This is a genomic window from Limnothrix sp. HT2024 (genome assembly GCF_059138625.1).
The window spans coordinates 3,770,853-3,795,736 of the sequence record NZ_CM181121.1; the positions used below are offsets into that span (position 1 = coordinate 3,770,853).

General features: G+C 57.4%; 24 protein-coding genes and 1 tRNA gene. 9 read left to right on the forward strand and 16 right to left on the reverse strand.

The window, feature by feature from the left end; genetic code table 11:
- Nucleotides 1–79 precede the first annotated feature (79 nt).
- Nucleotides 80–910, reverse strand: a complete 831-nt coding sequence (locus tag AC2IAX_RS15375; protein WP_494388253.1) for a TPM domain-containing protein — start codon at nucleotides 908–910, stop codon at nucleotides 80–82.
- Nucleotides 911–1,275: 365 nt separating this feature from the next.
- On the opposite strand from AC2IAX_RS15375, the gene AC2IAX_RS15380 reads away from it, so the two are divergent.
- Together AC2IAX_RS15380 and AC2IAX_RS15385 are read left to right on the forward strand one after the other, a co-directional pair.
- A complete protein-coding gene (locus tag AC2IAX_RS15380) occupies nucleotides 1,276–1,947 on the forward strand; it encodes a MotA/TolQ/ExbB proton channel family protein (RefSeq protein ID WP_494388254.1) in 672 nt (223 codons plus the stop codon).
- 95 nt (nucleotides 1,948–2,042) lie between these two features.
- Complete coding sequence (locus tag AC2IAX_RS15385) at nucleotides 2,043–2,231, forward strand: DUF8622 domain-containing protein (protein WP_494388255.1); 189 nt, start codon at nucleotides 2,043–2,045, stop codon at nucleotides 2,229–2,231.
- A gap of 429 nt (nucleotides 2,232–2,660) precedes the next feature.
- Here the strand turns inward: AC2IAX_RS15385 and AC2IAX_RS15390 are convergent, their stop codons facing one another.
- The 5 genes from AC2IAX_RS15390 to AC2IAX_RS15410 all read right to left on the reverse strand — a co-directional run bounded on the left by AC2IAX_RS15390 (nucleotide 2,661) and on the right by AC2IAX_RS15410 (nucleotide 6,343).
- The gene (locus AC2IAX_RS15390; protein ID WP_494388256.1) at nucleotides 2,661–3,155 is read right to left on the reverse strand and encodes a pentapeptide repeat-containing protein; all 495 of its coding nucleotides are present in this window, start codon (nucleotides 3,153–3,155) and stop codon (nucleotides 2,661–2,663) included.
- A gap of 90 nt (nucleotides 3,156–3,245) precedes the next feature.
- Complete coding sequence (locus tag AC2IAX_RS15395) at nucleotides 3,246–3,563, reverse strand: hypothetical protein (protein WP_494388257.1); 318 nt, start codon at nucleotides 3,561–3,563, stop codon at nucleotides 3,246–3,248.
- Between the two features lie 10 nt (nucleotides 3,564–3,573).
- Nucleotides 3,574–5,001 carry a cysteine--tRNA ligase gene (gene cysS / locus AC2IAX_RS15400; protein WP_494388258.1) on the reverse strand — a complete coding sequence of 476 codons (1,428 nt, stop codon included), beginning with the start codon at nucleotides 4,999–5,001 and terminating at the stop codon, nucleotides 3,574–3,576.
- Between the two features lie 177 nt (nucleotides 5,002–5,178).
- Nucleotides 5,179–5,400: a DUF167 domain-containing protein gene (locus tag AC2IAX_RS15405; RefSeq protein ID WP_190354158.1), complete on the reverse strand. Its 222-nt coding sequence runs from the start codon at nucleotides 5,398–5,400 to the stop codon at nucleotides 5,179–5,181.
- 73 nt (nucleotides 5,401–5,473) lie between these two features.
- Nucleotides 5,474–6,343, reverse strand: a complete 870-nt coding sequence (locus AC2IAX_RS15410) for a C40 family peptidase (protein ID WP_494388259.1) — start codon at nucleotides 6,341–6,343, stop codon at nucleotides 5,474–5,476.
- On the opposite strand from AC2IAX_RS15410, the gene AC2IAX_RS15415 reads away from it, so the two are divergent.
- The 3 genes from AC2IAX_RS15415 to rsmI are packed head-to-tail and all read left to right on the forward strand — an operon-like array spanning nucleotide 6,342 to nucleotide 8,706.
- Nucleotides 6,342–7,304: a serine hydrolase gene (locus AC2IAX_RS15415; RefSeq protein WP_494388260.1), complete on the forward strand. Its 963-nt coding sequence runs from the start codon at nucleotides 6,342–6,344 to the stop codon at nucleotides 7,302–7,304. The two genes, AC2IAX_RS15410 and AC2IAX_RS15415, sit on opposite strands and share 2 nt — an antisense overlap.
- Nucleotides 7,305–7,344: 40 nt before the next feature.
- Nucleotides 7,345–7,791, forward strand: coding sequence for a metal-sensing transcriptional repressor (locus AC2IAX_RS15420; protein ID WP_494388261.1), 447 nt, complete (start codon nucleotides 7,345–7,347; stop codon nucleotides 7,789–7,791).
- Nucleotides 7,792–7,806: 15 nt separating this feature from the next.
- Nucleotides 7,807–8,706: a 16S rRNA (cytidine(1402)-2'-O)-methyltransferase gene (gene rsmI / locus AC2IAX_RS15425; RefSeq protein WP_494388262.1), complete on the forward strand. Its 900-nt coding sequence runs from the start codon at nucleotides 7,807–7,809 to the stop codon at nucleotides 8,704–8,706.
- Nucleotides 8,707–8,712: 6 nt separating this feature from the next.
- Here rsmI and AC2IAX_RS15430 read toward each other — a convergent pair whose 3' ends face one another.
- The 3 genes from AC2IAX_RS15430 to AC2IAX_RS15440 form a co-directional block, all read right to left on the reverse strand.
- Nucleotides 8,713–9,501, reverse strand: coding sequence for a 7-carboxy-7-deazaguanine synthase QueE (locus tag AC2IAX_RS15430; RefSeq protein WP_494388263.1), 789 nt, complete (start codon nucleotides 9,499–9,501; stop codon nucleotides 8,713–8,715).
- 186 nt (nucleotides 9,502–9,687) lie between these two features.
- Nucleotides 9,688–9,792, reverse strand: a complete 105-nt coding sequence (psaI, locus tag AC2IAX_RS15435; RefSeq protein ID WP_494388264.1) for a photosystem I reaction center subunit VIII — start codon at nucleotides 9,790–9,792, stop codon at nucleotides 9,688–9,690.
- A 332-nt stretch (nucleotides 9,793–10,124) separates the two neighbouring features.
- Nucleotides 10,125–12,479 carry a hypothetical protein gene (locus AC2IAX_RS15440; RefSeq protein ID WP_494388265.1) on the reverse strand — a complete coding sequence of 785 codons (2,355 nt, stop codon included), beginning with the start codon at nucleotides 12,477–12,479 and terminating at the stop codon, nucleotides 10,125–10,127.
- Nucleotides 12,480–12,818: 339 nt separating this feature from the next.
- Here AC2IAX_RS15440 and AC2IAX_RS15445 point away from each other — a divergent pair, with 339 nt between their 5' ends.
- Nucleotides 12,819–14,348 carry a phosphoribosyltransferase family protein gene (locus AC2IAX_RS15445; protein ID WP_494388266.1) on the forward strand — a complete coding sequence of 510 codons (1,530 nt, stop codon included), beginning with the start codon at nucleotides 12,819–12,821 and terminating at the stop codon, nucleotides 14,346–14,348.
- 253 nt (nucleotides 14,349–14,601) lie between these two features.
- Here AC2IAX_RS15445 and AC2IAX_RS15450 read toward each other — a convergent pair whose 3' ends face one another.
- Nucleotides 14,602–15,312 (reverse strand): Uma2 family endonuclease, encoded by a 711-nt coding sequence (locus AC2IAX_RS15450; protein WP_494388267.1) that lies wholly within the window; start codon nucleotides 15,310–15,312, stop codon nucleotides 14,602–14,604.
- 351 nt (nucleotides 15,313–15,663) lie between these two features.
- Here AC2IAX_RS15450 and AC2IAX_RS15455 point away from each other — a divergent pair.
- Nucleotides 15,664–15,745 (forward strand) — tRNA-Leu (locus tag AC2IAX_RS15455).
- 15 nt (nucleotides 15,746–15,760) lie between these two features.
- A complete protein-coding gene (locus AC2IAX_RS15460) occupies nucleotides 15,761–16,684 on the forward strand; it encodes an ABC transporter ATP-binding protein (RefSeq protein ID WP_494388268.1) in 924 nt (307 codons plus the stop codon).
- A 95-nt stretch (nucleotides 16,685–16,779) separates the two neighbouring features.
- On the opposite strand, the gene aroA is transcribed toward AC2IAX_RS15460, so the two are convergent.
- Nucleotides 16,780–18,129, reverse strand: coding sequence for a 3-phosphoshikimate 1-carboxyvinyltransferase (aroA, locus tag AC2IAX_RS15465; protein WP_494388269.1), 1,350 nt, complete (start codon nucleotides 18,127–18,129; stop codon nucleotides 16,780–16,782).
- Between the two features lie 190 nt (nucleotides 18,130–18,319).
- Here aroA and AC2IAX_RS15470 point away from each other — a divergent pair, with 190 nt between their 5' ends.
- Nucleotides 18,320–18,808 (forward strand): hypothetical protein, encoded by a 489-nt coding sequence (locus AC2IAX_RS15470; protein WP_190354167.1) that lies wholly within the window; start codon nucleotides 18,320–18,322, stop codon nucleotides 18,806–18,808.
- A gap of 244 nt (nucleotides 18,809–19,052) precedes the next feature.
- Here the strand turns inward: AC2IAX_RS15470 and AC2IAX_RS15475 are convergent, their stop codons facing one another.
- The 5 genes from AC2IAX_RS15475 to ldpA all read right to left on the reverse strand — a co-directional run bounded on the left by AC2IAX_RS15475 (nucleotide 19,053) and on the right by ldpA (nucleotide 24,836).
- On the reverse strand, nucleotides 19,053–19,805 hold the full coding sequence (locus AC2IAX_RS15475) for a superoxide dismutase (RefSeq protein WP_494388270.1): 753 nt from the start codon (nucleotides 19,803–19,805) through the stop codon (nucleotides 19,053–19,055).
- A gap of 142 nt (nucleotides 19,806–19,947) precedes the next feature.
- Entirely contained in the window at nucleotides 19,948–21,108 is a 1,161-nt protein-coding gene (locus AC2IAX_RS15480) for an RNA-guided endonuclease InsQ/TnpB family protein (RefSeq protein WP_494390411.1), read from the reverse strand.
- Nucleotides 21,029–21,616, reverse strand: a complete 588-nt coding sequence (locus tag AC2IAX_RS15485; protein ID WP_494388271.1) for an IS607 family transposase — start codon at nucleotides 21,614–21,616, stop codon at nucleotides 21,029–21,031. The genes AC2IAX_RS15480 and AC2IAX_RS15485 overlap by 80 nt, the downstream gene beginning before the upstream one ends.
- 197 nt (nucleotides 21,617–21,813) lie before the next feature.
- Entirely contained in the window at nucleotides 21,814–23,613 is a 1,800-nt protein-coding gene (locus AC2IAX_RS15490; protein ID WP_494390412.1) for a R3H domain-containing nucleic acid-binding protein, read from the reverse strand.
- 158 nt (nucleotides 23,614–23,771) lie between these two features.
- Nucleotides 23,772–24,836, reverse strand: coding sequence for a circadian clock protein LdpA (ldpA, locus tag AC2IAX_RS15495; protein WP_494388272.1), 1,065 nt, complete (start codon nucleotides 24,834–24,836; stop codon nucleotides 23,772–23,774).
- Between the last annotated feature and the right edge of the window lie 48 nt (nucleotides 24,837–24,884).

A 24,884-nucleotide genomic window follows, 5' to 3' on the forward strand; every position in this document is an offset into this window, starting at 1 on the left:
CGCGATCGCCCCGATGTTGAATTGGCGCACTGATCACCAGAAAACCTCCAGGCCCAAAACTGGGTTTCGTTGCCTGATCCTAAGTTTCGGCCTCTGACGGGGGGCGACCAAAGACCGGCGACAGGAAAGCCACCAACGCCCCGATCGCAAATCCAGCAATATTGCGCACCAGGGGCAACCAGTCCGCCGTGCGGGTCACCACCGGGCCAATGCCAAAGGCAATAAACAAAATGCCCCATAGCGGCGACAAAATCAGCGCCCATTGCCAGGAAATCCATTCGCCGGCCTTGCGTGGATGGGCCGCAAAACCACAGATCACACCGCCCAGCACCGAAGTCACCAGGGTTAGGATCCATTGCTCCTGGGGCAAACCGGGCACAAACTGACAGCCCCCTTGGCGCAGACAACCCATCACCGACTCCAGGGATTGGACGATCGCCTGATTTTCCCCGTTGTCGCGCACAAAGAATTGGTTGCCGTAGCGGGTTTGCAGCTCAATCCAAAAGGTGCGCGGAAAGACGTTATAAAAATCGCCACCCACATTGAAGTTCAGCAGGTTGCCCCCCCGGGAGTCGGCCACCACCAGCAAGGTTTTGTTATCCACATCCCAAAATCGCTTCACGGCCAGGCCGGGCGTTTGGTCAAATTGGGTCAAAACACGCAGTTTCCAGCCCGTTTCCGCCTCGAAGTCCGCCAGGGTTTGGGCGAGTTTTTGCTCTTGGCCACTGGGCAACTGGTTGGCCAAGTCCACAACGGTGGTGAACTCCTTGGGCAACAGGTCGGGGTTATCGAAGGCTTGGGCGGGGGCCGGTGCGGCGATCCAGGCGATCGCACAAAGCACCAACGATCCCAGCGTGGCCGTCAACCACTGCGACCAGCGGCGGGAAACCAGTTGTGTTGCCTGTTGCATAGGGACGCGCTCCAAAAGCCAGGGCGGAAGGATGGGGGACAAAATCGAATGGGGAAAGAACTGAAAACCCTTGGTCTGTGGGGCAATCAAGGGGCCGGAGGATGGAAACCGTTGATTAATCGCAACAGTTCTTTACAGTTCATTAATGTAACTCAATGGTAAAGATCGATCCCTACTACAGTCAATTGCCTGGGGCCGATCGGGGCGATCGAAACGGGGCAAATCAACTAGTTCTCGGCCATCGCCAATCGGGCATCATAGGGCCAGGCTGGTGGTTGATTGGGTTTGGCTGAATTTCTGTTGGCCCACGGGCCGTGATTGGCCGCTAGATGAACCCGCTGCGTTGCAAGGGGAGTAGGTGCTCGATGTCGTCGGTATGGCAATGGTTTGTGGCCGGTGGGGCGGTAATGGTTCCTTTGGCGGGTTGTGCGATCGCCACGATCGCCCTGGCGGTGGAGCGGGGCCGGTTTTGGTGGCGCTTGGCCCAGGAACAGCCGCTCCTGATTCGGGAGGCACTGGTGTTGTACGGGCGGGAACCCGATACCGATCGCGCCCTGCGTTTGTTGCGATCGGCTCCAGAGGATTGGCCGATCGTGCAGATTTTCCTGGCGGCGCTCACGCTCGATCGCCCCACCCCCGAGGAGTTTCGCTTGGCCCTGGACAGCGCCGCCCAAGCCCAACTGCCCCAACTCAAACGGTTTGGCACGGCTTTCGACACGATCGTCGGCATTGCGCCCCTGTTGGGTCTGTTGGGAACCGTATTGGGGCTGATGGGATCCTTTGCGGCCCTGCGCTGGGACAGCATCGGCTCCACGGGCGGCCCCAATGGCGCGGGCATCGGTTCGGGCCTGAGCGAGGCGTTGGTGTCCACGGCTACGGGCTTGGTGGTGGCGATCGGGGCGTTGCTGGTGGCGAATGTGTTTCGGAGTTTGTATCGGCGGCAGGTGGCGGCGATCGCCCAACATTGCGGCCAGCTTGAATTGCTCTATCGTCACTATTGGGAAACCAATGGCGGGGTTCCCTTTGATTTAAATTGATTGAAATGATTTGAATTGAAATGATTTGAGTGGCTTGAAATTGTCTTGAATCGCCGTTGATTGCCGCCGATTACTGTTGACTTCTATTAATTGTCATGCCGCGTCGTCGCACAGCCAATCCCCAACCACGACCCTGTGAATTATGCCAGGTGCTTTCGTTGGTGCGCTATCGAATCCAGGTCGATCGCACCGATCAATGGGTTTTGGCCTGTCCCCATTGCCAAAAACAGCAAAGCGCCACCAATCCGCACTATCGCTATGGTGGCACTTGGAAAGCTCGCTAGTTTGGTTAACGCTAGTTTGGTTAACGCTAGTTTGGTTAATTAGGAGAGTCCTTGCGGGAAAATATTCCAGTCAGCTCTCGGAAAACTTATAAATCAAAAAAACCCTCAAGAAATCCTTCAAGGAATGTTTGAAACGCCAAAACTACTACCTTATGGGTCTCATTGACCAACCAAGACAAGGGGCTTAGGGCCTGTCGCCGTTGAGCACGAAACCCTAGAGGATCGTGGGGGACAAGGGGCTTAAGCCCCTTGTTGCGACGACTAGGGCATGGAAAATCAACTGTTTCAGCATCACCTCGAAATAATGACGACAGGCCCTAAGCCCCTTGCCCCGATGATGGCCGGCGCTTTACTAAGCATCCCCAGTGACTTCTCAGATATCCTCTGAACCTAACTTTGAAGTGCCCGATCGCGGAGAAGGTTTGAGCACTAATCGCAACCCAAGCTTTCGCGGGTGCTGACCCCGGTTTTCTGATTGATGCCGCTGGCGATTTTGCAAAGTTGGGCCACGTCATACCGATCGATCAATGCGTCGGTGAAGTCAGCTCCCTCGATCGCGGTGTCAGCCAAAATTGAGCGCGTAAAAATTGCTTCACGGGCGATCGCTTGGGTTAAATCTGCCCGTTCCAGCACTGCCCGATCGATCAAAGCGCCCGTTAAATCAGCCCCCTGCAAGTTGGCTCGCAACAGGGTGGCCTGGGTGAGGGTGGCATTGCTCAAGTTGGCTCCCGCCAGATTGGCATCGCGCAAATCGGTGGCCAAAAACGCTGCGCCCACCAAGTTTTCACCGGCAAAATTTTGTCCTTCCTGGTTGGTTTTGCTGTAGTTAGCCATTGCTTGGGCGGGCAAGGCTCCCAACAAAACCCACAGCAGGGCCAGCCCCAATAGCAAGAGCAATCGTTTACCGATGTTTTGAATTCCCATATTTCGGAGATCTTGGATTTCGGAGATTTTGGGGATGAATTATGGCCTGAGTTGGGGCTGGTTGATGACTAATAATCAATCGTCTGGCCGTCACCGATGATCGTCGGCGGTGGCGGACAGTTCCGGCTCGATCGCCCCGCGCCAATCGGGACAAAGATCGGTTCCCGACCAGCCAAAGGGATGAATGCCGCAAATCAGCCTTGCCCGTCGATCGCGGCTGTAACCGTAGGCGATGCCGTGATAGTTTTCGCAGCCCCGACAAACAGCCGGTCGATGAGGAGTGCTGGCTTGGCTAAACCCCAGTTGCGATCGCAGCAAGTAGCGTTGGTTTTGGGCCCGATGCCAACCTTCACAAAATCGCTTCATGCCCTGCGCATTGGCCCGCTGAAACAAATCGCGATCGGCCATGGTTGTCCTCCTATTCTCGATGCCAGGCGGTTTCACCGGGGCGATCGATCAACGCAATGCCCTGGGCTTTCAGCTCGTCGCGGATGCGATCGGACTCGGCAAAGTTTTTGGCCTTGCGGGCGGCCGTCCGTTGGGCAATTAAGGCCTCAATTTCCGCATCGCTGGGGCCGGATACAGTGGCCGTTGGGACTTCCGCTGTGACCGCCAGGCCCAACACATCCGCCAAATGCACCAAGGTTCGCCACTGCTGGGCGATCGTGGCGGCATCCTGGGAAAATTGCCCCTCATGAACTCGCAGATTCTTTTCCCGGCGCAGCTCCTTCGCCAGCTCAAACAGCACAGCCAAGGCTTCCGGCGTGTTCAGGTCGTCATCCATCGCCGCCCGGAACCGATCGAGCGCCGTGGGGTCATAGGTGGGCGCGCCGTTGAGATCCGCTAGCCCCTCGAACAACAGCCCCTCCTTGAGCGTGTTCCAAGCATTTTTGGCCGCCTCGATCGCCTCGCCCGTAAAGTCCATCGGCTTGCGGTAGTGACCTTGCAGCACAAATAACCGCAGGGCCATCGGGTGGGGCCCCTCCGGCGCATCCAGCAGAGCGCGAATGGTTGTGAAGTTGCCTAAGGACTTCGACATCTTCTCGCCGCCCACGTTCACCATGCCGTTGTGCAACCAGAACCGGGCTAGGGGATGGCCCGTGGCCGCTTCCGATTGGGCAATCTCGTTTTCGTGGTGCGGAAAAATCAAATCACCGCCCCCCACGTGGATATCAATGCTTTCGCCCAACTCTTGGCGCACCATGGCGGAGCACTCAATGTGCCAACCCGGGCGACCAGGCCCCCAAGGGGACTCCCAGGCCGGTTCGTCGGGCTTGGCTCCTTTCCAAAGGGCAAAGTCGAAGGGATCTTGCTTTTTGGTGGTTTCGTCGTCCGTGCGGCCGCTGGCTCCGGCTTGCAGATCGTCTAATTTGCGGCCGGAAAGCTTGCCATAGTCCGCAAATTTACGCACTGCAAAATACACATCACCCCCGGACGCATAGGCCACGCCCTTGGCTTCCAATTCAGCGATCAAGCGCTGAATGCCGTTTAGGGTGTGGGTGGCACGGGGATAGGCATCGGCTTCCCGAATATTGAGCCGGGCCATGTCTTCAAAGTAGGTTTCGGTGTAGCGATCGGCGATCGCCTGCATGGAAACCCCTTCGTTTTTGGCGCGATTAAGAATTTTGTCGTCAATGTCGGTGAAGTTTTGCACATAGCGCACGTCATAGCCCCGCCATTGCAAAAAACGCCGTAGGGTATCCCAAACGATGTACGACCGGGCATGGCCCAAATGGCAATGGTCATAGACCGTTACGCCACAGCAATACATCCGCACCCGACCCGGCTCGATCGGCTCGAAGGGTTCTTTGCGACGGGTGAGAGTGTTGTAAAGCTGGAGCGACATGGGGAATTAGAGGGGTGGTCTAACGGTCTCAGTGATCTCAACCAATGCTTGCTCTCAAGGCTTGGTCTGAATCCCAATGCCGGATCGATGGATGGATCGACCACGAATCGATGGCGAGCAAGAGGGGCGATCGCGCTTATCCTATCCCAATCCTGAGGGCCCTAGCGCTTGTTGTCATTAGTCTGCAACCTCAATGATTTTTTGGCGGCCCGCTTGGCCAACTTTGATCGTGATTGCTGATTTGCTAACGCCTAAATGGGCCGCGAGGAGTTGAATTAACTCGCGATTGGCCTTGCCATCGATCGGGGGGGATTTTAAGAAAATGGTTAGCCCTCCATCGGCTTCTTCAACAATTTTCTGTTGTTTGCTGTTGGGTTTGACTTTTACGGCCAGTTTCATCATTAGTTTGCCGGTTGATCGTTAGCTTGCGGGCCATCAAAGCACCAAAGCAGATCGGTGAATGAACCGTGAATTAGCCCTTGAGACTGGGTTGATAGCTGCTGTGGATTCGACCGGCTCCTTTGTATTGGGAAAAATAAGCTTGCGCCACCCGATCGCCCTGATCAGACAAAAAATCAACCGCAATTCTTCCCCGCCCCTGTTCATAGCCAGAACTGTGCAGATAGCAATGTTGCCCGATGGTTTTGCCTAAATACAGCGCCACATGGTTGGTTTTGGTGGGCATTCCAAAAAAGAGCAAGTCGCCCGGTTGAAGGTTTTCTAGCTCAACCGGTTCGGTGAATTCCTGTTGTTGATACGAATTGCGAGGCAACCAAATGCCCACACTCATAAAGGCCGCTTGAATGAGGCCAGAACAGTCATAATCAGGGGCGATCGTGCCGCCCCAAAGGTAGCAATGGGGAACGGCCATGGCCGCTTGGGCAAAGGCGATCGCCTGGGGAATTCGATCGACAATGGCCGATCGCGACACGATCGGGGCCCGATAGGGGCCAATGGCCGGGGCCAGGTGAGCTAAGGCGGCCAGGGGCAACCAGGCGGCATAGTCATCCTCGCAAAGCACCACCTCGATCGCCCCTGGGCTGAAATCTAAATTAGCTCCTGCACCAGCCGCCAAACTCGCGGCCAAATCCGCCGACAGTTGCCGAAACCACAGTTGTCGCCCGGGAGCCACTTGGGTGCTCAGTTCTTCCCCGTCGGGCCGGGTGAATAGGTCTAGGGGTTCGGTGCAGCGATATTCCGGGCGATCGGGAATCGGTTGGCCCAAGTCAGCCAGCACGCGATCGAGGGCGATCGGGGTCATGGAAGGTCTCCGGTGCAAACAAGGACGATCGCCCCAAGCATAGGCGAGAATCGTTGGGTTCACGCCAAACACCGTAGGCATGGTTTTTTATCAACAGGATGGGGAACTGGAGCGGTTGGGAAAACAACTGCTCGATCGGCTGTGGATCCAATATCCGCTGTTAGCCCGCAACCAATTGGCCCTGACCTGGTGGGTTTACGATCCGCCCTACATGGTGAATACGGGTGGGGCCCTGGCTCCGGCGGATTTTTGGGCCCATCCGGTGCGCGGATTCAGCTATCGCGGCGTGGAACGCATTTATCCGGCCAGCGTGGTCAAGCTGTTCTATGGGGTGGCCGTGCAGGAATGGTTGGAAAAGGGGATGATTTCGCCCACCGAAGAGGTCGATCGGGCCCTGCATGATGCGATCGTCAATTCCAGTAACGATGCCACGAGCTATTTGGTGGATGTGTTGTCGGGAACCACCAGCGGCCCGGAGTTGCCAGCGGGCCCCTTTGAAACCTGGCAACAGCAACGACAAATCGTGAATCGCTATTTGCAATCGTTCGGTTGGGAAGAGTTCCAAACCATTAATGTTTGCCAAAAAACCTGGGGTGATGGGCCCTATGGCCGCGAGCGAGTCTTTTTGGCGGCAGACTACAGCAATCGCAATTATTTAACGACGGATGCGGTGGCGCGGCTGCTCCATGCGATCGCGGGTGGGGTGGCGGTGTCGGCGGCCCGATCGCAAATACTGATGAACCTCCTGGCGCGATCGCTCGATCCGGCTACCGTGGCCAGCTTGGATCCGGATTACAACCAAGTCACCGGTTTTTTGGGGGAAGGGTTGCCCCCCACCACGCGCCTGTGGTCTAAGGCGGGTTGGATGAGCCGGGTGCGGTGGGATTGTGCCTATGTGGAGCCGGTGGATGGGCGGCCCTTTGGGCTGGTGGTGGCGATCGATGCGCCTTTGGGCGATCGCGATCGGAGTATTCTGCCCCAAATTGCCCACGGGGCCCTCGAAGCGGTGCGATCGCTCGGAAACCCGGAGCCGTCGCGTTAGAATCCAAACTGCCCCTTTGAATCTGGCTGCGTTCCATCCCTTGAATCGTCCTGATCACGACCCTGCACAACCCGACGCTCACCCTCACCCGTCCGCCGATTCCGCCCAGTCCCATCAGCCCGACCCCAGCTCTGCCCAGCATCTCGACTCCAATCCCGCTCCCAGCCATGCTCACGGCCATAGCCATGGCCCGTCCCATAGCCACACCCACGCCCACGCCCACAACCCGGAAGCAATTCGCAAAATTGTGAATCGCTTGTCGCGAATTGAAGGCCATGTGCGCGGCATCAAGGCCATGGTGAATGATGGGCGAGATTGCCCCGATGTGTTGATTCAGTTGGCGGCGGTACGTGGTGCGATCGATCGGGTGGCGCGGGCCATTTTGGATGAGCACTTGAATGCTTGCATTGTGCGGGCGGCGCGCGAGGGCAACATTGACGCGGAATTGGCGGAACTGAAAGCGGCGCTCGATCGCTTTTTGACTTAGGGGAAGGTGCGATCGATGACGGCAACACCTTCCCCGGAGCCAATCACCTTGGGCGAAGTCACGACGGTGCAGCCGGGAACTCTGTATTTGGTGGCCACCCCGATCGGGAATTTGGAAGATATCAGCTACCGGGCCTTGCGAATTTTGCAGGCGGTGGATGCGATCGCGGCGGAAGACACCCGACACACGGGCAAGCTGCTGGCCCACTTCCAAATCAGCAAGCCCCAACTGAGCTATCACGAACATAACCAGACCAAACGGATTCCCGAAATTCTCGATCGACTACGGGCGGGCCAGGCGATCGCCCTGGTCAGCGATGCGGGTACGCCGGGCATTTCCGATCCGGGCGTGCCATTGGTGGCGGCTTGCGGGGCGGCGGGGTTGTCCGTTGTGCCAGTGCCGGGAGCCTGCGCGGCGATCGCGGGGCTAATTGGCTCCGGCTTACCTACCGATCGCTTTTGTTTTGAAGGATTTTTACCCACCAAGGGCAAAGAACGGCGCGATCGCCTGGCTCAACTGGCCCAAGAGGCCCGCACCGTGATTCTTTATGAAGCGCCCCACCGCCTGCGAGAAACCTTGCAAGACTTGGCCAACCATGGCGGCGACCAACGGCCGATCGCGATCGCCCGGGAACTGACCAAGCGCTACGAACAGTTTTGGCGCGGTTCCCTCTCGGAGGCGATCGCCACTTGGACTCCCGAAAATCCCGCCTGTCCCATCAAAGGGGAATTTGTCCTGATTTTAGGCGGAGTGCTCCCGGTTACCCATCAACCCACGGAAGCGGAGATTATCGCCGCCCTGGCCGATCGAATGGCCCAAGGGATGAGTCGATCGGCCGCCAGCCGTGAGATTGCCGGCCAACTGAACCTGTCCAAGCGATCGGTTTACGAGTTGTCCCTCAAAATTCCCGATTAGGACTGGTCAAAGTTGCCCGATCGCCTTGTGGGTTTGTGGAATCACAATCACCTGCGGTAACCACTGTTTCAGGTGTTGTTGCCAGGCCAACACTTGCTCCGGCTGGGGCGGTTGTGGCGGTTGGCGGTCGGGCTTAATCGGCGCGGGCAAGGGCGAAACGGGTTGCATCACGTAAACCAAATGGGGATTGATCGCCGCCACCAACTCAGCCGATTGGGTCAGATCCGCCAGCGTGGTCCCTTCGGAAACAATCGCTTTCACAAACACCCACTTTTGCGCCTCCACCGCCAACCGCAAAAACTCCCCATGGGCCTCCCAATGGGTTTCGCCGCTGACACTGGGCAGTTTCAAATCCATGCCAATCCAATCTAGCCAAGGCAACAGGGGTTCCAACTGTTGTGGCCGATGGCCCCCGGTTTCCAAGTAAACCGGCAGGCTGGAAACGGTCTTTAGGGTCGGTAAGAAATCTTGCAAAAAACGACCATGCAACAAGGGTTCACCGCCCGTAATGCTGATGCTGTCGTGTAAATGGGGGCGATCGAGCTGTTGCACCCAGGCCATAAGCTGCGACTGGCTCACGGGATTGGCAACGGTCACAAAATCCCGCAGGCCAGGGGTTTGCTCAATGTCGCAATGGTCGGGAGCCACCCAGGTGCGATCGCTATCGCAATAGTCACAGCGCAGATCGCATTGGGCGAACCGGATGAACAGTTGCCGCGTGCCCACGATCGGCCCTTCACCCTGGATTGCGGAAAAAACTTCAATTAACCGTGCCGTCGCCACCCGATCGCTCATGATCCTCGGGCGCTGTTCGCCCGCAAAAAACCGCTAACTATCTTAGACAGCCAGCGGTCTGGATTTAATCAACTCGATTCAAGGAGAAGGCAAACTGCAATCTCCCCAGTCATTGCCCTCACTGTGATGAAGGGCCATGATCGGGGAATTAGGCAGGCTACGCACAGCTTCGCTTACGATTTTTTGTTAAGCGTCGCTTTCGATATACAGGAACAGCAGAGCCATTGTTACCGCAGGAAATACCCAGCCAACAATCGGCACGAAAATCGCAGGAAGAAAAGAGGCTGCCATGGGAAAAGATCCTTATTCTTAATCGAATTCAGAGGATTTCCCATTAACTGTACGAGCTGGCCTCCGGTGTGGCGTGGGGTTGCTAAAGATTTTTAACAAACAAGCGAATCAACACTTGAACCAACGCTTGAACCAACGCGGGGGCCGATCGCCCCCAAGTCGCCTGAAACCCTGATGACCTCGTTCTTCAAACCAATCAGTCGTAGGGGCGGAGTCTCCCCGTCCAGTTCCCGTGATCCTTGGGTGTTCCCAGGGGTAGACAGGGTTGTAGCGATCGCCTGGGTTAGGGTTGGGAGACCCAACCCCTACGGCGATGGAAATGGCGACCGGCCCTAATCCCAGCGGGAGGGCGACAGGGCCTCAAACAGGTTGTTGATTGCCAATGGATCCAGCGTGGGGCGATCGGGGTGGGCCTCGGGGGGCAACACGGGCGCAACAATCACCGTCTTGCGGCTTTCGCGGTGGGTCGCCAACTCCATCACCACCGCCTCAATGCTCAGTTCCGCCACCAGGGCCGGCACGGTCAGGGTGACACGGGTTTCCAATTCCCCAAGCCCATTGGGGGGCAACTCCAACAGCCAGCGCGGTGGTTCCAGGATTTGGCGTGTTTGTCGATCGCTCGTCCAAACCTTAATGCAAAGTCGTGAGGGCACCTCCGTCACCCGCAACCGCAAGGTGGCCGTGGTTTCCGCCACCAGGGGATGGGTCAACAGCTCGATCGTGGGCTGTGGAATCGGCATCGTGGGCGGCAAGGTGGCATCGGCGGGCGGCGGTGGCGGACTGGCCGGGGCAGACCAGCCATTGGATCCGTTTTGCAGCGGCAACAGATCATCCACCAGCACTTCACCGGCCGTCCAGTCCGCATCGGGATCCGGTGGCTCCGGGGCGGGCGCAACCCCTTCTCCCCGGGCCCGCATCCAGGCCCGTAGATCTTGGTCATCGGCCAAGGCCGTGAGTCTTGACCAGAACCGGTGACCCTTGGGCAGCGCATCAAAGGGTGAAGGCTCGCTGGGTAAGGGGTCGATCGCCCAAGGGGCCGGGCCGTTGGCGGTGGGAATTGGCGCAGCGGGGGGCAACCCTTGCAAAATGGCAGCTTCCGGCAACTCAACACCTGCGATCGGTTCGGGGGCAACCTCGGGCATCGGCGGCGCGGAGTCCATGGACGGCGACATGGACGGCGATATGGATGGCAACATGGGCGCTTTCGCCGGTTGCACAAAGTTCAGCAACTTCAGATCCAAGCTCTTTTTGGTGGGGGCTTGGGTATTGGGCCGAAACGGTAGGGACTCGTGCGGCAACGCGGCCGGGGCCCGATCGTCCTCGGTGCAATCCTCTGGGCGAAAATCCGGTTCGATCGCCCGCAACAGGGCATCGGCATCGGCCGCCACTGCGAAGGCATGGCTGGTGAGGGGTTCGGCGCTGGGCAAACTGTGGGGATACAAAGCCAGCTCGCCCAACATCAAAAAAGTGCTGGCTTCCAGGGGCAATTCCACGGTGCAGGTGAACTGACCCGGCAAGGGGCGATCGCTCGGCCGGCTCCAGCGCGACCCGGCGATCGGCTGGCGCAACCGCACCAATACCCGCTGACTGTTGGGATCCCGCAGGGTTACCCGCCATTCCAAGGTGGGCGGCAGTTGAGCCAGGGTTGGGGCCTTGGCTGGCTCGGCCCAATCTAAGCTGCCCTGCAACACCAACTGATCGCCCCAAGCGGTGATGTAGGTGGTGCGATCGAGCCGTAAGTGCAAGGGAGGAAGCTGGCTGGCGGCCACCAGCGGATCGATCGCTTCGCTCGGATCCAGTTCCGCCGGTTCCACCATTTGCTGCAACAGGCGATCGGCAATGCGCAACAGGCGATCGTCTTCCACCTGAATCAACCGCTCGATCGGAGGCGTGAAGGGTTCCGTGGGCGGTAAGGCCGGCAGAGGAATCGATGAAGGCTTGGCAGAGACTGGCTCTGGGGTAATGTTTGGATCGATCGCTGAGGGAAGTTCTGGAGCGCTCTCGGGGAGGCTTGTCGGAGCCATTTCTGAAGCAATCGGCTCTGGTTCCGTCGCCTGGGGAATTTCTGGGGCGATCGCAGCGGCCAGGCTGTTCGGGTCTGCCACCGGCTCCGGAGTAACGCCGTTCACCCCTCCAGCAACCTCTGCAACAACCTTTTCAACAATTTTTCCAACAATTTTTTCGGTAGCCCCTTCAGTCCCATTCACGCCATGGGATTGAGAGAACTCAGCGGGCGATCGACTCGCCACTTCTGACCCGTTGGATTCCGGAGCCAGCGCATCCGCCGCCGGTTGCGGTTCCACATCCACCCAATCTTCCGCCTCCACGGCCAACACTTGCAGCGTCACCGCATAGCGCCAGGTGGGCCCGGTGGTTGTCGGATCCGCCTCCTCATCCACCGATTGCCGACAGCTAAACTCCCAAAGCCCCGGCCGCAACACCGTGAACGGAATCACCACCACCAGCCCATTGACATTGGTTTGGGCCGATCGGGACTGGGTGCGTTGGCTGGTGCTCCCGATCGCCCCGTCCGGCTGGTAGCCCACACGAATTTCCACTGCCGCATCGGGATAGCTCGATCGGGCAATCAGGCGATAGCGTCCTTCCAAAACTTCGACGCTGGGCGACTCCAGTGGCAACCAAGCCCGATCGCCCTCCTTTTGCAGCAAAAACTCGCAATACTCCATCGACAACGTGCCCCGCAGGGTGAAGATTTAGCGGCGCGCGCAACGCCCAAAGCCAGCACCATGGACTGAGATCCCTGAACTCAACCCCCAGGTTCAATCCATGGCCGATCCGCAACGGTATTCAGCGGAAAAAGTGCCCCTATCCTACTCCATTAACCAGGGAACCCTGGGCCACTCCGGGGCATTCTGTCCGTATGGCAATTGACGGAGCGCAGGGGCCTAACTCTCTACAATTCAAAGCTTCTTAGCCGGTGATCCGGGTTCAGGTGTTTTGCCAATAATCTAAGCTCCTTTTCAGACATTCTCTGAGATTTCTGTTGAGATTTCCCTGCAATTCCTATGACATTTATCGATAAATTACACCGGGCGACCCAATCGCGCGGGAGTTTGCTGTGCCTCAGTTTGGATCCGAGTTCTGACTTTTTGGAAGCGGCTGTGGCCGACATTGCGGCCGGAGTCGATCGCCCCCTGACGGCCTTGGGGGACTGGCTGCGAACCCTGGTGGCCCAAACGGCGGATTTGGTTTGTGCCTACAAAGTGGCGATCGATCCCTATTTGCTATTTGGGGCGGCAGGCTTGGCCCTCTTAGAAGACCTGTTGCGGCACACCATTCCAGCAGAATTGCCCGTCATTTTGGATGCCAAACATGCGGACTGGATCAACAGCGGCCTGTTTGCCCGCACGGCGTTCGATCGCTGGCAGGTAGATGCCGTGACGATCGTGCCCTTTTCGGGTCAAGATCACGCCGCGCCCTTTTTGCTCCAAGCCGATCGCGCCCTGTTTGCCCTGTGTTACACCGAAAACCCCTCCGCCCGTGTTTTGCAAGATCCGGCCCCCGATGCCGAACCCCGCTACCTCAGCTTGGCCCGCGAGGTGCAAACCTGGGGCATTCCCAGCCAAATGGGCTTGGAACTGGAAGCGGCGGATCCGGAAATTTTGCGGCGGCTGCGGGCGGTGGCTCCAGAAGCGCCCATTTTGTTGCGGGGGGCTTGGTCAGGGGCGGGGCTGGCAACGGTGGACTACAGCCAAGACCTGGACAAGGCCACGGGCGATCGCCTGGATGACAATCTGCGCCAAACCCTGCAAGCGGGCCTGGCGGCCGATGGTGATGGATTGATTGTGTTAGTGCCTCGGGCGGCCCTTAGTCACCCAGAACCCCGCCGCCAAATTACGCAACTGCGCGATCGACTCACCCAAGCTCAGGCGGCCGTTTGCGGGCCGATCGCGGAAGCCTGCCCCCTGTGGTTGCCCGCTCCCGCCAGCGCCAACACCAGCGCCCATCCCCATGCGGAATTGATTGTGCAGCTCTTTGACTTGGGCTGCATTTTGTTTGGTGACTATGTGCAGGCCTCCGGGGCCACCTTTCCCTATTACGTGGACTTGCGGCAAATCATCTCGAATCCCCAAGTCTTTCACAAAATCCTGCTGGCCTATGCCGATCGGGTGGCTCCCCTAACGTTCGATCGCCTGGCCGGCATTCCCTACGGCTCCTTGCCCACGGCCACCGGCTTGGCCTTGCACCTCAATCGCCCCATGATCTTTCCGCGCAAGGAAGTGAAAGCCCACGGCACTCAGCGGGTGGTGGAAGGGAATTTCACCCCCGGCGAAACGGCGGTGGTGGTGGATGACATTTTGATTTCCGGGAAAAGCGCGATCGAGGGGATTGGCAAGTTGGAATCGGTGGGGCTGCGGGTCACCGATTTGGTGGTGTTCATTGACCACAACACGGGAGCCAAGGAACGCTTGGCCGCCAAAGGCTATCGATCGCACGCGGTGCTCACCCTTGGAGAAATTGCCGATACCCTATTTGCAGCCAACAAAATTGCTGAACCCCAATACACCGCCCTCAAGGCGATCGACCATGCTTAGAGGGTGTCTGAAAATCCTAAATTGCTACCTTGTGGGTTTTACCAATCGATGAAGACAGGGGGCTTAAGCCCCTTGCTCCGATGGTAGTTGGTGCTTGATCTCTATCAAAAATACTGTTCAGATAACTCGCTCAAGGTAACTCATTTAGGCCAATTTTTTTGAATGGGTGAAGATCAATTCTAATCAGCTCCAATTAACCCAAACCGGTTAAAACCAAACTAAGCAAATTTAGAAAAATGAAGACAAGCTGAGGCTACTCGATCGCCTCGGGATCAATCCCCTGTTGCCGCAACAGTTCCGCCAGGCGATCGGCTCGTTGTCGCTCTTGATTAGCCAGTTGCTGGGCCGCTTGCAGATCCTCAACTAAATTGCCAATCTCATCGGGAATTGGTAAGAAATTTCCTGTTGCTTCCTGCCCAAAACGCAGGAGGGAACCTTGAACGCTGAGCTGCAAACCTAAAACACGCGATCGATGGTCTTCAATGGGAATGTAGCGATCATCCCATAACCGATAGCCTTGAAGTTGCCCTGCAATCCACTCATTTTTAGGATCAAACAACCAATATTCTTGGATACCCATTTGTTCATAGAGGGCATATTTGTGCCCCTGGTCTTCACTTTGGGTTCCCTTGGAAGTAACTTCAAAAATGATGCTCGGAATTTGACCCTCTTGCCAAATCTTATAATTATCTCGGCCGCCGGGGGCTACTCCAAAGATCACCATCACATCAGGAGCAACCCGCAACCGAGGAAGGTCTTGGCTGTAGTACAAGAACTGATTGGCTAAAACAGTTGCTTGCTGTCCTTTAAGGTGTAGTTCTAGCGCTTTGAGAATGGCAATGATGGCGTTGAGGTGAAGATAGGTTTCCGCCACAGGCTTTCCGTCAGAGGAGGGGTAATCAATTTCTGTCTCTGGGAGATTTGAGGGTGAATCAGTTCCTGTATTTAGGATGAAAGGTAACATGATCGGGGCAGCCGGGACTGCTAAGAAATGAACCGCGTTAATGCTGCATTTCAATCAATCTTCATCATTAAGATTAGTTCTAGAAAGATTCTAAAAAGATGGTTGAATCGTCAGAGGATGTCTGAAAAGCCAAAATTGCTACTCTGTACGCCCCAGAAATCGATGTAGACAAGGGGCTTAAGCCCCTTGTTCCTACGACAATTAATCTTCAGTCCATATTGAAAGATACTTCTCAGACATCCTCTTAGACAGTCTCTCAGATTCAAGATCCTGTTCTCCCAACATTGATCCAGGGTTTGCCCAAAGACGATTGCCGAAGTGGGGGGATTTTGCTATGATGTCTGGGCTTAAGCGGATATGGCGGAATTGGTAGACGCGCTAGATTTAGGTTCTAGTGCCGCAAGGCGTGTAGGTTCAAGTCCTATTATCCGCATGGGTTCAGCGCAGCATGTTGCGAATTGAACGGTTAACTAAATCCTATGACGATCGCCCGGTATTGCGAGGACTGAGTTTGTCCTTGCGACCGGGCGAAATTTATGGGCTGCTGGGCCCCAACGGCGCGGGCAAAAGCACAACGATTAATATCCTGGGTCGCCTGTTGGCGGCTGATGGGGGTGAGTTGTGGTTGGGCGATCGCCCTCTGGCCCAGGCTCCCCGCCATTGGTTGGGAATTGCCCCCCAGGAAAACTTGCTCTATAAAAGTCTGACCTGTGCTGAGAATTTAGATTTTTTTGCCAGCTTGTATGGTTTGCGGCGATCGGAGCGGCGATCGCGTTTGGCTCAATGTTTGGCTTGGGTGGGCTTAACCGATCGCGCTGATAGTCCCGTGGAAACCCTCAGCGGCGGGATGCAGCGGCGGTTGAATGTGGCGATCGCCCTGGTGCATCGGCCCAAGTTGGTGATTTTGGATGAACCCACAGCGGGTTTGGACTTGGAAGCCCGCTATGACCTGTGGGCCATGATTCGGGATCTGAAAAAGCAGGGTTTGACAGTGCTGCTGACCACCCATTTGCTGGAGGAGGCGGAGCGCCTGTGCGATCGAATTGGAATTTTGAGTCAGGGGGCGATCGCGCTGGAGGGAACTTTGGCGGAGCTGCGATCGACCATTCCCGCCGCTGAGTTGGTGCGGGTCACGACAGCCGATCGCGCCGGGACGATCGAACGGGTGGAGCAACTGGGCTGGCCTTGGCGAGAAGCTGGGGGGGAATTGGTGTTGTGGTTGCCGGAGTCCCTCAGTTTGCCGGAGTTGCTGGAGCGGCTGGCGGGCCTGCCGATCGATGGTTTGGCCCGCCAGCCCGTGGGTCTGGAGGCGGTGTATTTGGAAATCACGCGCCGCAGCCTGGCGGTTGGGGCGCGATCAAACTCGGCTTGATTAATTTGCCTGATTAATCTGCTCGATCAATATCACTGGCTCACCATAACTGGCTCACCCGCCCGATCGATCGGTTCGATCCACTTGAAGGCCGATTAACCTTGGGTGAGCCGCTCCAGGGTGGGCACAAAGTCCGGGTAGGAAATGGCCGCCGCCTCTGCCCGATCGATGGTGGTGGTTCCTTGGGCCACCAACGCCGCGATCGCCAGGCTCATGGCAATCCGATGATCCGTGTGGCTGTCCACATCGGCCCCTCGCAGTTGCACCGGGCCGATAATTTCCAGCCCATCCGGCTGCTCCGTCACCTGGGCCCCCATTTTTTGCAGGGCCGCTGCCATCACCGCCAGGCGATCGCTCTCCTTCACTCGTAACTCTTCCGCATCGCGAATCACGGTTTTGCCCTGGGCCACGGTTGCCGCCACGGCCAAAATGGGAATTTCGTCCACCAACCGAGGAATCAGGGCCCCGCCAATTTCGCAACCGGTGAGGGGCCCATAGCGCACCCGCAAATCTGCCACCGGTTCGCCCGCTGCATCCCGCTCGTTTTCGAGGGTGATGTTGGCTCCCATCTGGTGCAGCACGTCCAAAATACCGGTGCGCGTGGGGTTAATGCCCACGTTCTCGATCGTCAGGTCAGAGCCAGGCACGATCGCCGCCGCCACCAACCAAAAGGCCGCTGAACTGATATCCCCAGGCACGATCACCCGTTGGCCCTGGAGCTTGGCCGGGCCAACTACCGTGGCGCTAATGGTCTCCGGATCCACGATCACTTCCGCCCCAAACGCCCGCAACATCCGCTCACTGTGGTCGCGCGACAGAGCCGGTTCACTGACGGTGGTTTGTCCTTCGGTCATCAACCCCGCCAGCAGAATGCAGGATTTTACCTGGGCCGAGGCGATCGGGGATTGGTAATGAATGGGTTTTAGGGATTGGCCCCGCACGGCCAGGGGCGCGAGGGTGTTGTCACGACGGCCCCAAATTTGTGCCCCCATCATGGTCAGGGGCTTCACGACCCGACCCATGGGCCGCGATCGCAGGGAGTCATCGCCCGTAATGGTAAAAAAACGATCGGGATGGGAAGCCAAAATGCCTAACATCAGCCGCAGGGTTGTGCCCGAGTTGCCCGCATCCAACACCCCGATCGGCTCCTGAAGATTGCCGATCCCAATGCCGCGCACGGTTACCCGATCGGTGTTCAGATCGCTGATTTCGGCTCCCAAGGCTCGGAAGCAGGCGGCGGTACTGCGGGGATCTTCGCCTAACAACAGGCCCTCAATGGTTGTTTCCCCTTCTGCCAAGGCCCCTAGCATCAGGGCCCGGTGGGAAATGGACTTGTCGCCGGGGATCCGCACGCGACCCACGAGGGGGCAGCCCTCGGCGGTGGGAGAAAGGATCAGCCGTTGGCGGGCGTTTACAAATTCGGATGTTACGATCGGGTGAAGCATCGGAAGATCGACAGGGTTCGGACTCGCGATCGCGCCGGGAGAATGGCCGCAGGCAAAATTGCCCTCGGCAGTAATTGGCTTACCGGGCCCTAGGGGCTTGGCAAACCCATCGCCCAGGCTCGCCCGACAATCCTATCGCTTTCCGGGTTTTGCGCGTGATGCTTCTCCTGAGCCAACAAGGCTGCAACCTATGTCGCCGATTCGTCACCGCCGTCCGATTAGCCTGTCGCTGTTGTCGTTAGATTTACCAACGGCCGCCTCGATCGAAACTTCCGCCACGATTTACGAAAACGAGCGCGATCGCTTCCATATTCTGCTGGCGGAACCGGCAGTAAAGGCGATCGAGCCGGTGCTGATGCCCGGTTATGCGGCCAATGCGGAACCCCAGGGCGATCGCAGCCTGTGGTTGGAACTTTCCCCTCAGCGGGCTGTGTTAACCATGCAAAGCGCCAGCGGTTTCCATTACCGCCACCTGTGGGAACGGGGGGTCTATGGCATCAGTCGCTATTGGCTCCAGGAAGCCACAGATCAGGGCTACGAACAAATTCGCCTCCGCAACTTCACCCGCAGCCTCACCCTGTCGGGCCGGCCGGTTCCCGATTGGGTGCGTTTGGAATATGAGCTTTGGGCCCAGAATTTGCCTTTGGGTCGCTATGTCTTAAACCTAGAGGTGTTTTAGGCATCGAGTTTGGGGCCTCAAATCCCCAGAAACTGTGCCAAATCTCAGGGGACAAGGGGCCTAGGGGGTGTCGTCATTATTCGAGGTGAGGCTGAAACGGTTGATTTTCCGTGCCCTAATGGTCGTAACAAGGGGCTTAGGGCCTGTCGTCATTATTTCGAGATGATGCTGAAACAGTTGATCTTCCATGCCCTTGTTGCGACGACTAGGGCATGGAAAATCAATGCGCCGCGACCTGTGAGTTTTAAGCGGCTTGAGCGGCTTCGTAGCGCTGGTTAATCACCGGCCAGTTCACCACATTCCACCACTGCTGGAGATACTGATCGCGCCGGTTGCGATAGTTCAAGTAGTAGGCATGTTCCCAAACATCATTGCCGAGCAGGGGAATTTGGCCTTCCATGCGCGGGCTGTCTTGGTTGGCGGTGCTGGTGACGGTGAGTTTTCCTTGGCGATCGAGCACTAGCCAAGCCCAGCCACTGCCAAAGCGCTTGGCTCCCGCCTGGTTGAATGCGGTTTGCATGGCTTCAAAGCTGCCAAAGGTGTCTGTAATGGCCCGGGCGATCGCCCCCGTGGGTTGACCGCCCGCGTTGGGGCCCATGCTTTCCCAAAATAGGCTGTGGTTGTCGTGACCGCCGCCATTGTTGCGAACGGCGGCGCGAATGTTGGCGGGCAGCGCGTCAAGATTGCTGATCAGATCTTCGATCGAGCGCTTGTGCAGCTCGGGGTAAGGCGCGATCGCGGTGTTCAAGTTTTTGACATAGGCGGCGTGGTGCTTGTCGTGGTGAAACTCCATCGTTTCCCGATCGATGGTCGGTTGCAGCGCGTCGTAGGCGTAGGGTAAGGGCGGTACTTTGAAAATTTCGGGTACGGTCGGGGTGGTTTGGGCGATCGGGGCGGCGATCGCCCGATCTTGTCCCCACAGCAGCCAATCAGCCAGAGTGAAGCCCGCAGCCGCAGCCAAGGATTGCCGAATTAGCGCACGACGAGAGAGAGCCATAGGTGAAACACTCGACTTGTTTTTTGTATTTTTTTGAGGCCGGTTTGAATTTTCGGGGACTAACTTACCGGGGACTGAGTTGCCGAGGAGACTGATGATCAATCCTCGCCGATACTTTTTCGCTAGCAAACCCTGCGGGAAGCTAACAAACGCATAAGTTGAGAGATTGTCTCAACCAAGGCGTATCAACCAATGCCCGCAGGAAGATCCCACGAGCACCATTTAGATCTCGATTCATGGAGCGTCCATCGACTTTAGATTGAATGACCCGAGAGCCGCCAATCTTGACGATTTCACCTGTCCACGAAACGGTTTTGGAAGTATAGGCTTCATTGATATTGGTCAGGGCAACCTTGCCCAGTTCCCAAGCTTTCCACTCCAAATGTTTCTTGAACTGGTAATGCGATAGCGTCAGCATTTGCCGCACGGTTTTCGACTTGATCTTGCGACGCGATTTGCTCACCATTTGAGAAGATTCAAAACTGGGCAGCAAAATCACATCGAAGTTTTCAGTTAGAAACCGTGCGGTTTTGTGGTGAAGTTCTTTCACCAAATGCTGTACTTTACAACGCAAGCGATCGGCGGCTTTTTTGAGGCGGCGCTTTTGATTGGATGGTGCTTTGCTGATTCTAGAGATCAACCGATCCAACTTGAAGCACAGCTTTTGAATCAGCAAATTCGAGTCATTGCCAATCCACCCATAGGATGACTCAGCAAAGAAAGTCATGAACGTGCGAACACCGGGATCTAAGGCAACCACCCGCCCTTGGTTTTCGGGCGGTCGCGGTTGCACTTCTTCAGAGGTGATCAGGTAATACTCACCATAGGCAAGCGTCAACCGTCCATCACTGAAGCCATTAGGAAGCGACTCTTTCAGGCGACATTTCCCCAAGATCGTGTGATAAACACCATTGGCGCTGATTGCCGACTTGGGAATGTAGATCGTCTGCTGTCGATCCTTGCGACTGCGAAAACGACACTTGCGAATCTGCCCATCCTTTTTGAAGCCTTTCTTGGCTTCGCGAACGACAGTGCAAGCATCCTTGACCGCAATCTTTTTAATTTGGTAGGGAACTGACTTGGCCCATTCAGGTAGCGCGCCCAAAACAATGGGAGCCACTGCCATCCAATTTGCTTTGGTTCCCGGCTCCTGAAGATGCTTAATGGTGGCGTTGTAGACATATCTAGAAACGCCAAACCATTGTTTCAGGAGCGCCTTTTGTTCAGGGTTTAGGAAGATTCGGATCTTCCTGGATCGCCTTCCGGTAGCTTCTGAGTCCGTGCATTCGACAGGAGAAGACATGCAGGATGGCGAGCAGATCGGCTGTGAGTTCGGACTCTGGGCAGTGAACAGATTGGTCGAGAACCAAGAGTTCGCCACCGTTTTGTTGAGCCATGAACTCGAACAGCTCGAATCCAAATCGGCAGAGCCGATCGCGGCAGGTAACCACAATTTGGAGCTGATCACCGCGCATAAGTCTGACCAGTAGGGATTGCAGTCCTTTGCGCTTGAAGTTGAGTCCTGAGCCGATGTCTTGGATGATTTCGGCACTGGGATAGCGATCTCGCATGAACTGGACTTGTCTTGCGAGATCGTCGCGTTGCTTGTTTGAGCTGACGCGGCAATAGCAAACAACGGCAATTGAAGTTGCTGAACCATTCTGCCCTCGCTGGAATGATTCAACGTCAAAAAGCCTTTGCCCTGAGGGGGTTCGGATGCTTTTGATCTTGCCTTCATCTGCGTACTTCCGTAGCGTTGTGGTACTCAATCCCAGAAATTCGACCGCTTTTCTGAGGGGGATATATGCCATGAGATCATTGTAGCGCTTTGGATAGTTTTTGAGCGTTTTTGAGGAAATCAATCACTGTTGAATAGCCCCCATTGCTGTAACAAGGGGCTTAAGCCCCTTGTCTGTGGTGATCTTCTGCGATGATCGCCTGTTGCTCCTTGGTTCCTCGCGATTGCGTGACGATGGAATCAGGGTTTTGGGCGATTTGACCGCCTGTCCTAAGCCGGGAAGATCCGCAGGCGGCGGTTGGGTTCTTCGCCAAAGCTGGTGGAGGTGAGTTTGTAATGCTCGATTAGCTCGTGCTGCATTTTGCGCACATGGGCCGATCGCGGCAACAGTTCCACCGGCTGCCCCTTGGGAATCACGATGTTTTCCACCGCCAGCCGCGCTTCTTCGAGGGCCTCCAGCTCGTCATCGCTGGCATTGTCCGCAAACAACCGCAGATCTACCGGTTCCACCTCGCCGCCCTCATCGTCCAGCTTCAGGATCCGGCGCAGGGTGCGGGCAATGTGGGCCGTGCTGTTGGACTTCAGAATATAGATCGGCAGTTGGCGGGTTTTGGCTAGGTGCCGCAATTTGGTGTGATTTTTCAAGTGGGTGCGCAGGGCCAGCACCGCATCGGCCGTGTCCAGTTCCTTGGTCAAAACCACCGGCAAATTTAGCAACCGAATCGCTTGCTCCAACTGGTGGCGGCTGACGGCGTAGGGATAGACGTAGAGATAACCGTTTTGCTTCAGGTCGTCGGTCTCGTCGATCGCCCGGGGGCTGTAGTCTGTGCGATCGAGCAGTTGGGCGAATTCCTCATGGGGGGTGGCAGCTCCCAGGGGCACCACCACCCGCCGGTTGGGCGGCACCGGGGTCATTTGCCCGCTCGATCGCCAGCCGCGATCGCCCTTGCTGGGGCCACCGTTGCGGCCCGCCGGGGCCAGGGAGCGATCGGGTCCGGCTGTTTCCGCTTCCGGCAGCTCGTGGGTAATGGTCACCTTGCCCGTATCGCTGATGGTGCGCACCTGCCGCTCGGGAATCCGGCCGCGCAACAGGGAATCGACCGTGGTGGCCACGTCCTCATGCACCACCCAACGGCTGCGCTCCTGCATTTCCACCGCTACCTCAAAGGTCGGCGGAGCCTTGCGTTCCAAGACGGTTTTTTGGGAGCCGCGCCGCCGGGCTTCTTCGTCGCCCAAGGTCACGGACTGGATGCCGCCGACCAAATCCGAGAGGGTGGGGTTTTTGATCAAGTTGGCCAACTGGTTGCCGTGGGCCGTGCCCACCAGTTGCACGCCGCGTTCGGCGATCGTCCGGGCTGCGAGGGCTTCTAGCTCCGTGCCGATTTCGTCGATTACGATGACTTGCGGCATGTGGTTTTCCACCGCCTCGATCATCACCTTGTGCTGCAATTCCGGTTCGGCCACCTGCATCCGCCGGGCCCGCCCGATCGCCGGGTGGGGCACATCCCCATCGCCCGCAATTTCGTTGGAGGTGTCGATAATCACCACGCGCTTTTGCAACTCATCGGCCAGCACGCGAGCAATTTCCCGCAAGGCCGTGGTTTTGCCCACGCCGGGTCGCCCCAACATCAAAATCGACTTGCCGCTTTCCACCAGATCGCGAATCGTGGCGATCGTCCCGAACACGGCCCGCCCCACCCGACAGGTCAGACCAATCACATCGCCCCGACGATTGCGGATGGCGCTGATCCGGTGCAGGGTTTGTTCGATGCCCGCCCGGTTGTCGCCGCCAAAGTGACCGACCCGCGCCACCGCATAGTCCAAATCATCGCGGGTGACGGGGTTATCGCTCAAATTTTCAGTCCGCGCACCGGGGAAGCGAGCCTCGGGCAACCGCCCAAAGTCCATCACCACTTCCACCAACTGATGCAAATCCGGGTGATGCTCTAACACTTTCCGCAGGTGGGGCGGCAAGATGCCCAGGAGTTGGCTCAGGTCATCGGTGCTGCGCGTGCGACCCAGATCGATCGCCTCTCGGCCCGCAGCCGGTGCGCCAGCGGAATCAGCCATTGCTGCCAAGTCAGTTCCTTCCTTAACTTGTTGGGCGGTTTGCAAAGTCACGGGACGATCGCCAGTATCGGGAAACATCACCATAAGAGCTAATTAACAGCAAGAGGGCGCGGCAAGTTGGACTCGGAGCAAGGCAACGCTACAAACCTAGCCACAGACTAAGGCGGCAACGCTGCCAGCGGGATCGCAGCATGGGGAGCTTTGAGCGGAGCAAACAATGGTTTCGCCAGGGCTAACGCTTCGGCCAGTAATTCCGGTTGGGTTTCGATCGGCACGGCTTGGCCCGCTGCCAGTTCCAGGGCCTCTAGCCGATCGGTCACGGGTTTCAGGTGCGATCGGGCATAGCTGCCATAGGCCACGCCGGCCAGGCGATCGGGCCCCAACAGATCTAAATCTCGGAGCTTGGGCACGGTGCGATCGTTCGTGCCGCCGGCCAACTGCACAAAGCCGGGTAAGCCCAATTGCAATACTTTTTGACCCAGGGCGATCGCCGCTCGCGTGGCCCCTGCGCCAATGTCGCCACTCATGGGCCGCCCGTCCGTTTGCCAAATCAGGGCGCAACCGGCCGCTCGCAAGCCGGGAGCCATCAGGTCGTAGAGCGATTGCAAGTAATCTGCCAAATCCGGGCCATCGGGACAACTGACCGCCACCAACTGCAACCGATCGAGGTGGGGTTCCACTGATCGCCACAGCCGCGCAAAATCATCATAGCGACCCGAGACCGTATGGATCTCGATCGCCTCCACGCCCAGGGGCAACACCAGCGAGGCGATCGCGCTGGGGGTGGACACATAGGATCGCGCCCCAATCAAATCCAGCGGGCAAATATTTAAACAGCGGCCGCAACCATAGCAAAGGCTTTCGGTTACGCCGCCCAGGTCGATCGCCCCCGTCGGACAAACCCGCTCGCAGGGCCGAGAGCAATCACTAGGGCACTGAGTTGGGTTAAACTGGGCTTTGCGAAAGTGGGGGTCTTCACCGTCGTTCAGGCTAACCATTAGCCAGGGCGATCGACCCGATCGAGACTGGACAACCTCCAAGCCCGATCGTGCTGCCGCAATCACCGCCGGATCAGCAGCCACATCCACACAGTCAGCCCCCGCTAGCCCATAAACCAGGGCCAGAGTCCGGATGGCCGGCAAATGCTGGAAACTCGCGCCACAAATCAGCTTGAACCAGCACCCCGACTGCAATGAAACCAGCGGCGAAGGAAAAACACTCACCCTTCCATGCTACGCCCCCCCGCCAACTTTGCGATCGCCCGATCGCCC

Excerpts from the sequence above, each read along its gene's own strand:
- AC2IAX_RS15485 (WP_494388271.1), bottom strand. The coding sequence starts at position 21,616 with ATGGCATATATCCCCCTCAGAAAAGCGGTCGAATTTCTGGGATTGAGT.
- AC2IAX_RS15480 (WP_494390411.1), bottom strand. The coding sequence starts at position 21,108 with ATGTCTTCTCCTGTCGAATGCACGGACTCAGAAGCTACCGGAAGGCGA.
- AC2IAX_RS15445 (WP_494388266.1), top strand. The coding sequence starts at position 12,819 with ATGACATTTATCGATAAATTACACCGGGCGACCCAATCGCGCGGGAGT.
- AC2IAX_RS15405 (WP_190354158.1), bottom strand. The coding sequence starts at position 5,400 with ATGAAACTGGCCGTAAAAGTCAAACCCAACAGCAAACAACAGAAAATT.
- AC2IAX_RS15490 (WP_494390412.1), bottom strand. The coding sequence starts at position 23,613 with ATGGCTGATTCCGCTGGCGCACCGGCTGCGGGCCGAGAGGCGATCGAT.
- psaI (WP_494388264.1), bottom strand. The coding sequence starts at position 9,792 with ATGGCAGCCTCTTTTCTTCCTGCGATTTTCGTGCCGATTGTTGGCTGG.
- AC2IAX_RS15450 (WP_494388267.1), bottom strand. The coding sequence starts at position 15,312 with ATGTTACCTTTCATCCTAAATACAGGAACTGATTCACCCTCAAATCTC.
- AC2IAX_RS15470 (WP_190354167.1), top strand. The coding sequence starts at position 18,320 with ATGTCGCCGATTCGTCACCGCCGTCCGATTAGCCTGTCGCTGTTGTCG.
- AC2IAX_RS15410 (WP_494388259.1), bottom strand. The coding sequence starts at position 6,343 with ATGCCTACGGTGTTTGGCGTGAACCCAACGATTCTCGCCTATGCTTGG.
- AC2IAX_RS15395 (WP_494388257.1), bottom strand. The coding sequence starts at position 3,563 with ATGGCCGATCGCGATTTGTTTCAGCGGGCCAATGCGCAGGGCATGAAG.
- cysS (WP_494388258.1), bottom strand. The coding sequence starts at position 5,001 with ATGTCGCTCCAGCTTTACAACACTCTCACCCGTCGCAAAGAACCCTTC.
- aroA (WP_494388269.1), bottom strand. The coding sequence starts at position 18,129 with ATGCTTCACCCGATCGTAACATCCGAATTTGTAAACGCCCGCCAACGG.
- AC2IAX_RS15475 (WP_494388270.1), bottom strand. The coding sequence starts at position 19,805 with ATGGCTCTCTCTCGTCGTGCGCTAATTCGGCAATCCTTGGCTGCGGCT.
- AC2IAX_RS15460 (WP_494388268.1), top strand. The coding sequence starts at position 15,761 with ATGTTGCGAATTGAACGGTTAACTAAATCCTATGACGATCGCCCGGTA.
- rsmI (WP_494388262.1), top strand. The coding sequence starts at position 7,807 with ATGACGGCAACACCTTCCCCGGAGCCAATCACCTTGGGCGAAGTCACG.
- AC2IAX_RS15385 (WP_494388255.1), top strand. The coding sequence starts at position 2,043 with ATGCCGCGTCGTCGCACAGCCAATCCCCAACCACGACCCTGTGAATTA.
- AC2IAX_RS15415 (WP_494388260.1), top strand. The coding sequence starts at position 6,342 with ATGGTTTTTTATCAACAGGATGGGGAACTGGAGCGGTTGGGAAAACAA.
- AC2IAX_RS15440 (WP_494388265.1), bottom strand. The coding sequence starts at position 12,479 with ATGGAGTATTGCGAGTTTTTGCTGCAAAAGGAGGGCGATCGGGCTTGG.
- AC2IAX_RS15430 (WP_494388263.1), bottom strand. The coding sequence starts at position 9,501 with ATGAGCGATCGGGTGGCGACGGCACGGTTAATTGAAGTTTTTTCCGCA.
- AC2IAX_RS15375 (WP_494388253.1), bottom strand. The coding sequence starts at position 910 with ATGCAACAGGCAACACAACTGGTTTCCCGCCGCTGGTCGCAGTGGTTG.
- AC2IAX_RS15380 (WP_494388254.1), top strand. The coding sequence starts at position 1,276 with ATGTCGTCGGTATGGCAATGGTTTGTGGCCGGTGGGGCGGTAATGGTT.
- AC2IAX_RS15390 (WP_494388256.1), bottom strand. The coding sequence starts at position 3,155 with ATGGGAATTCAAAACATCGGTAAACGATTGCTCTTGCTATTGGGGCTG.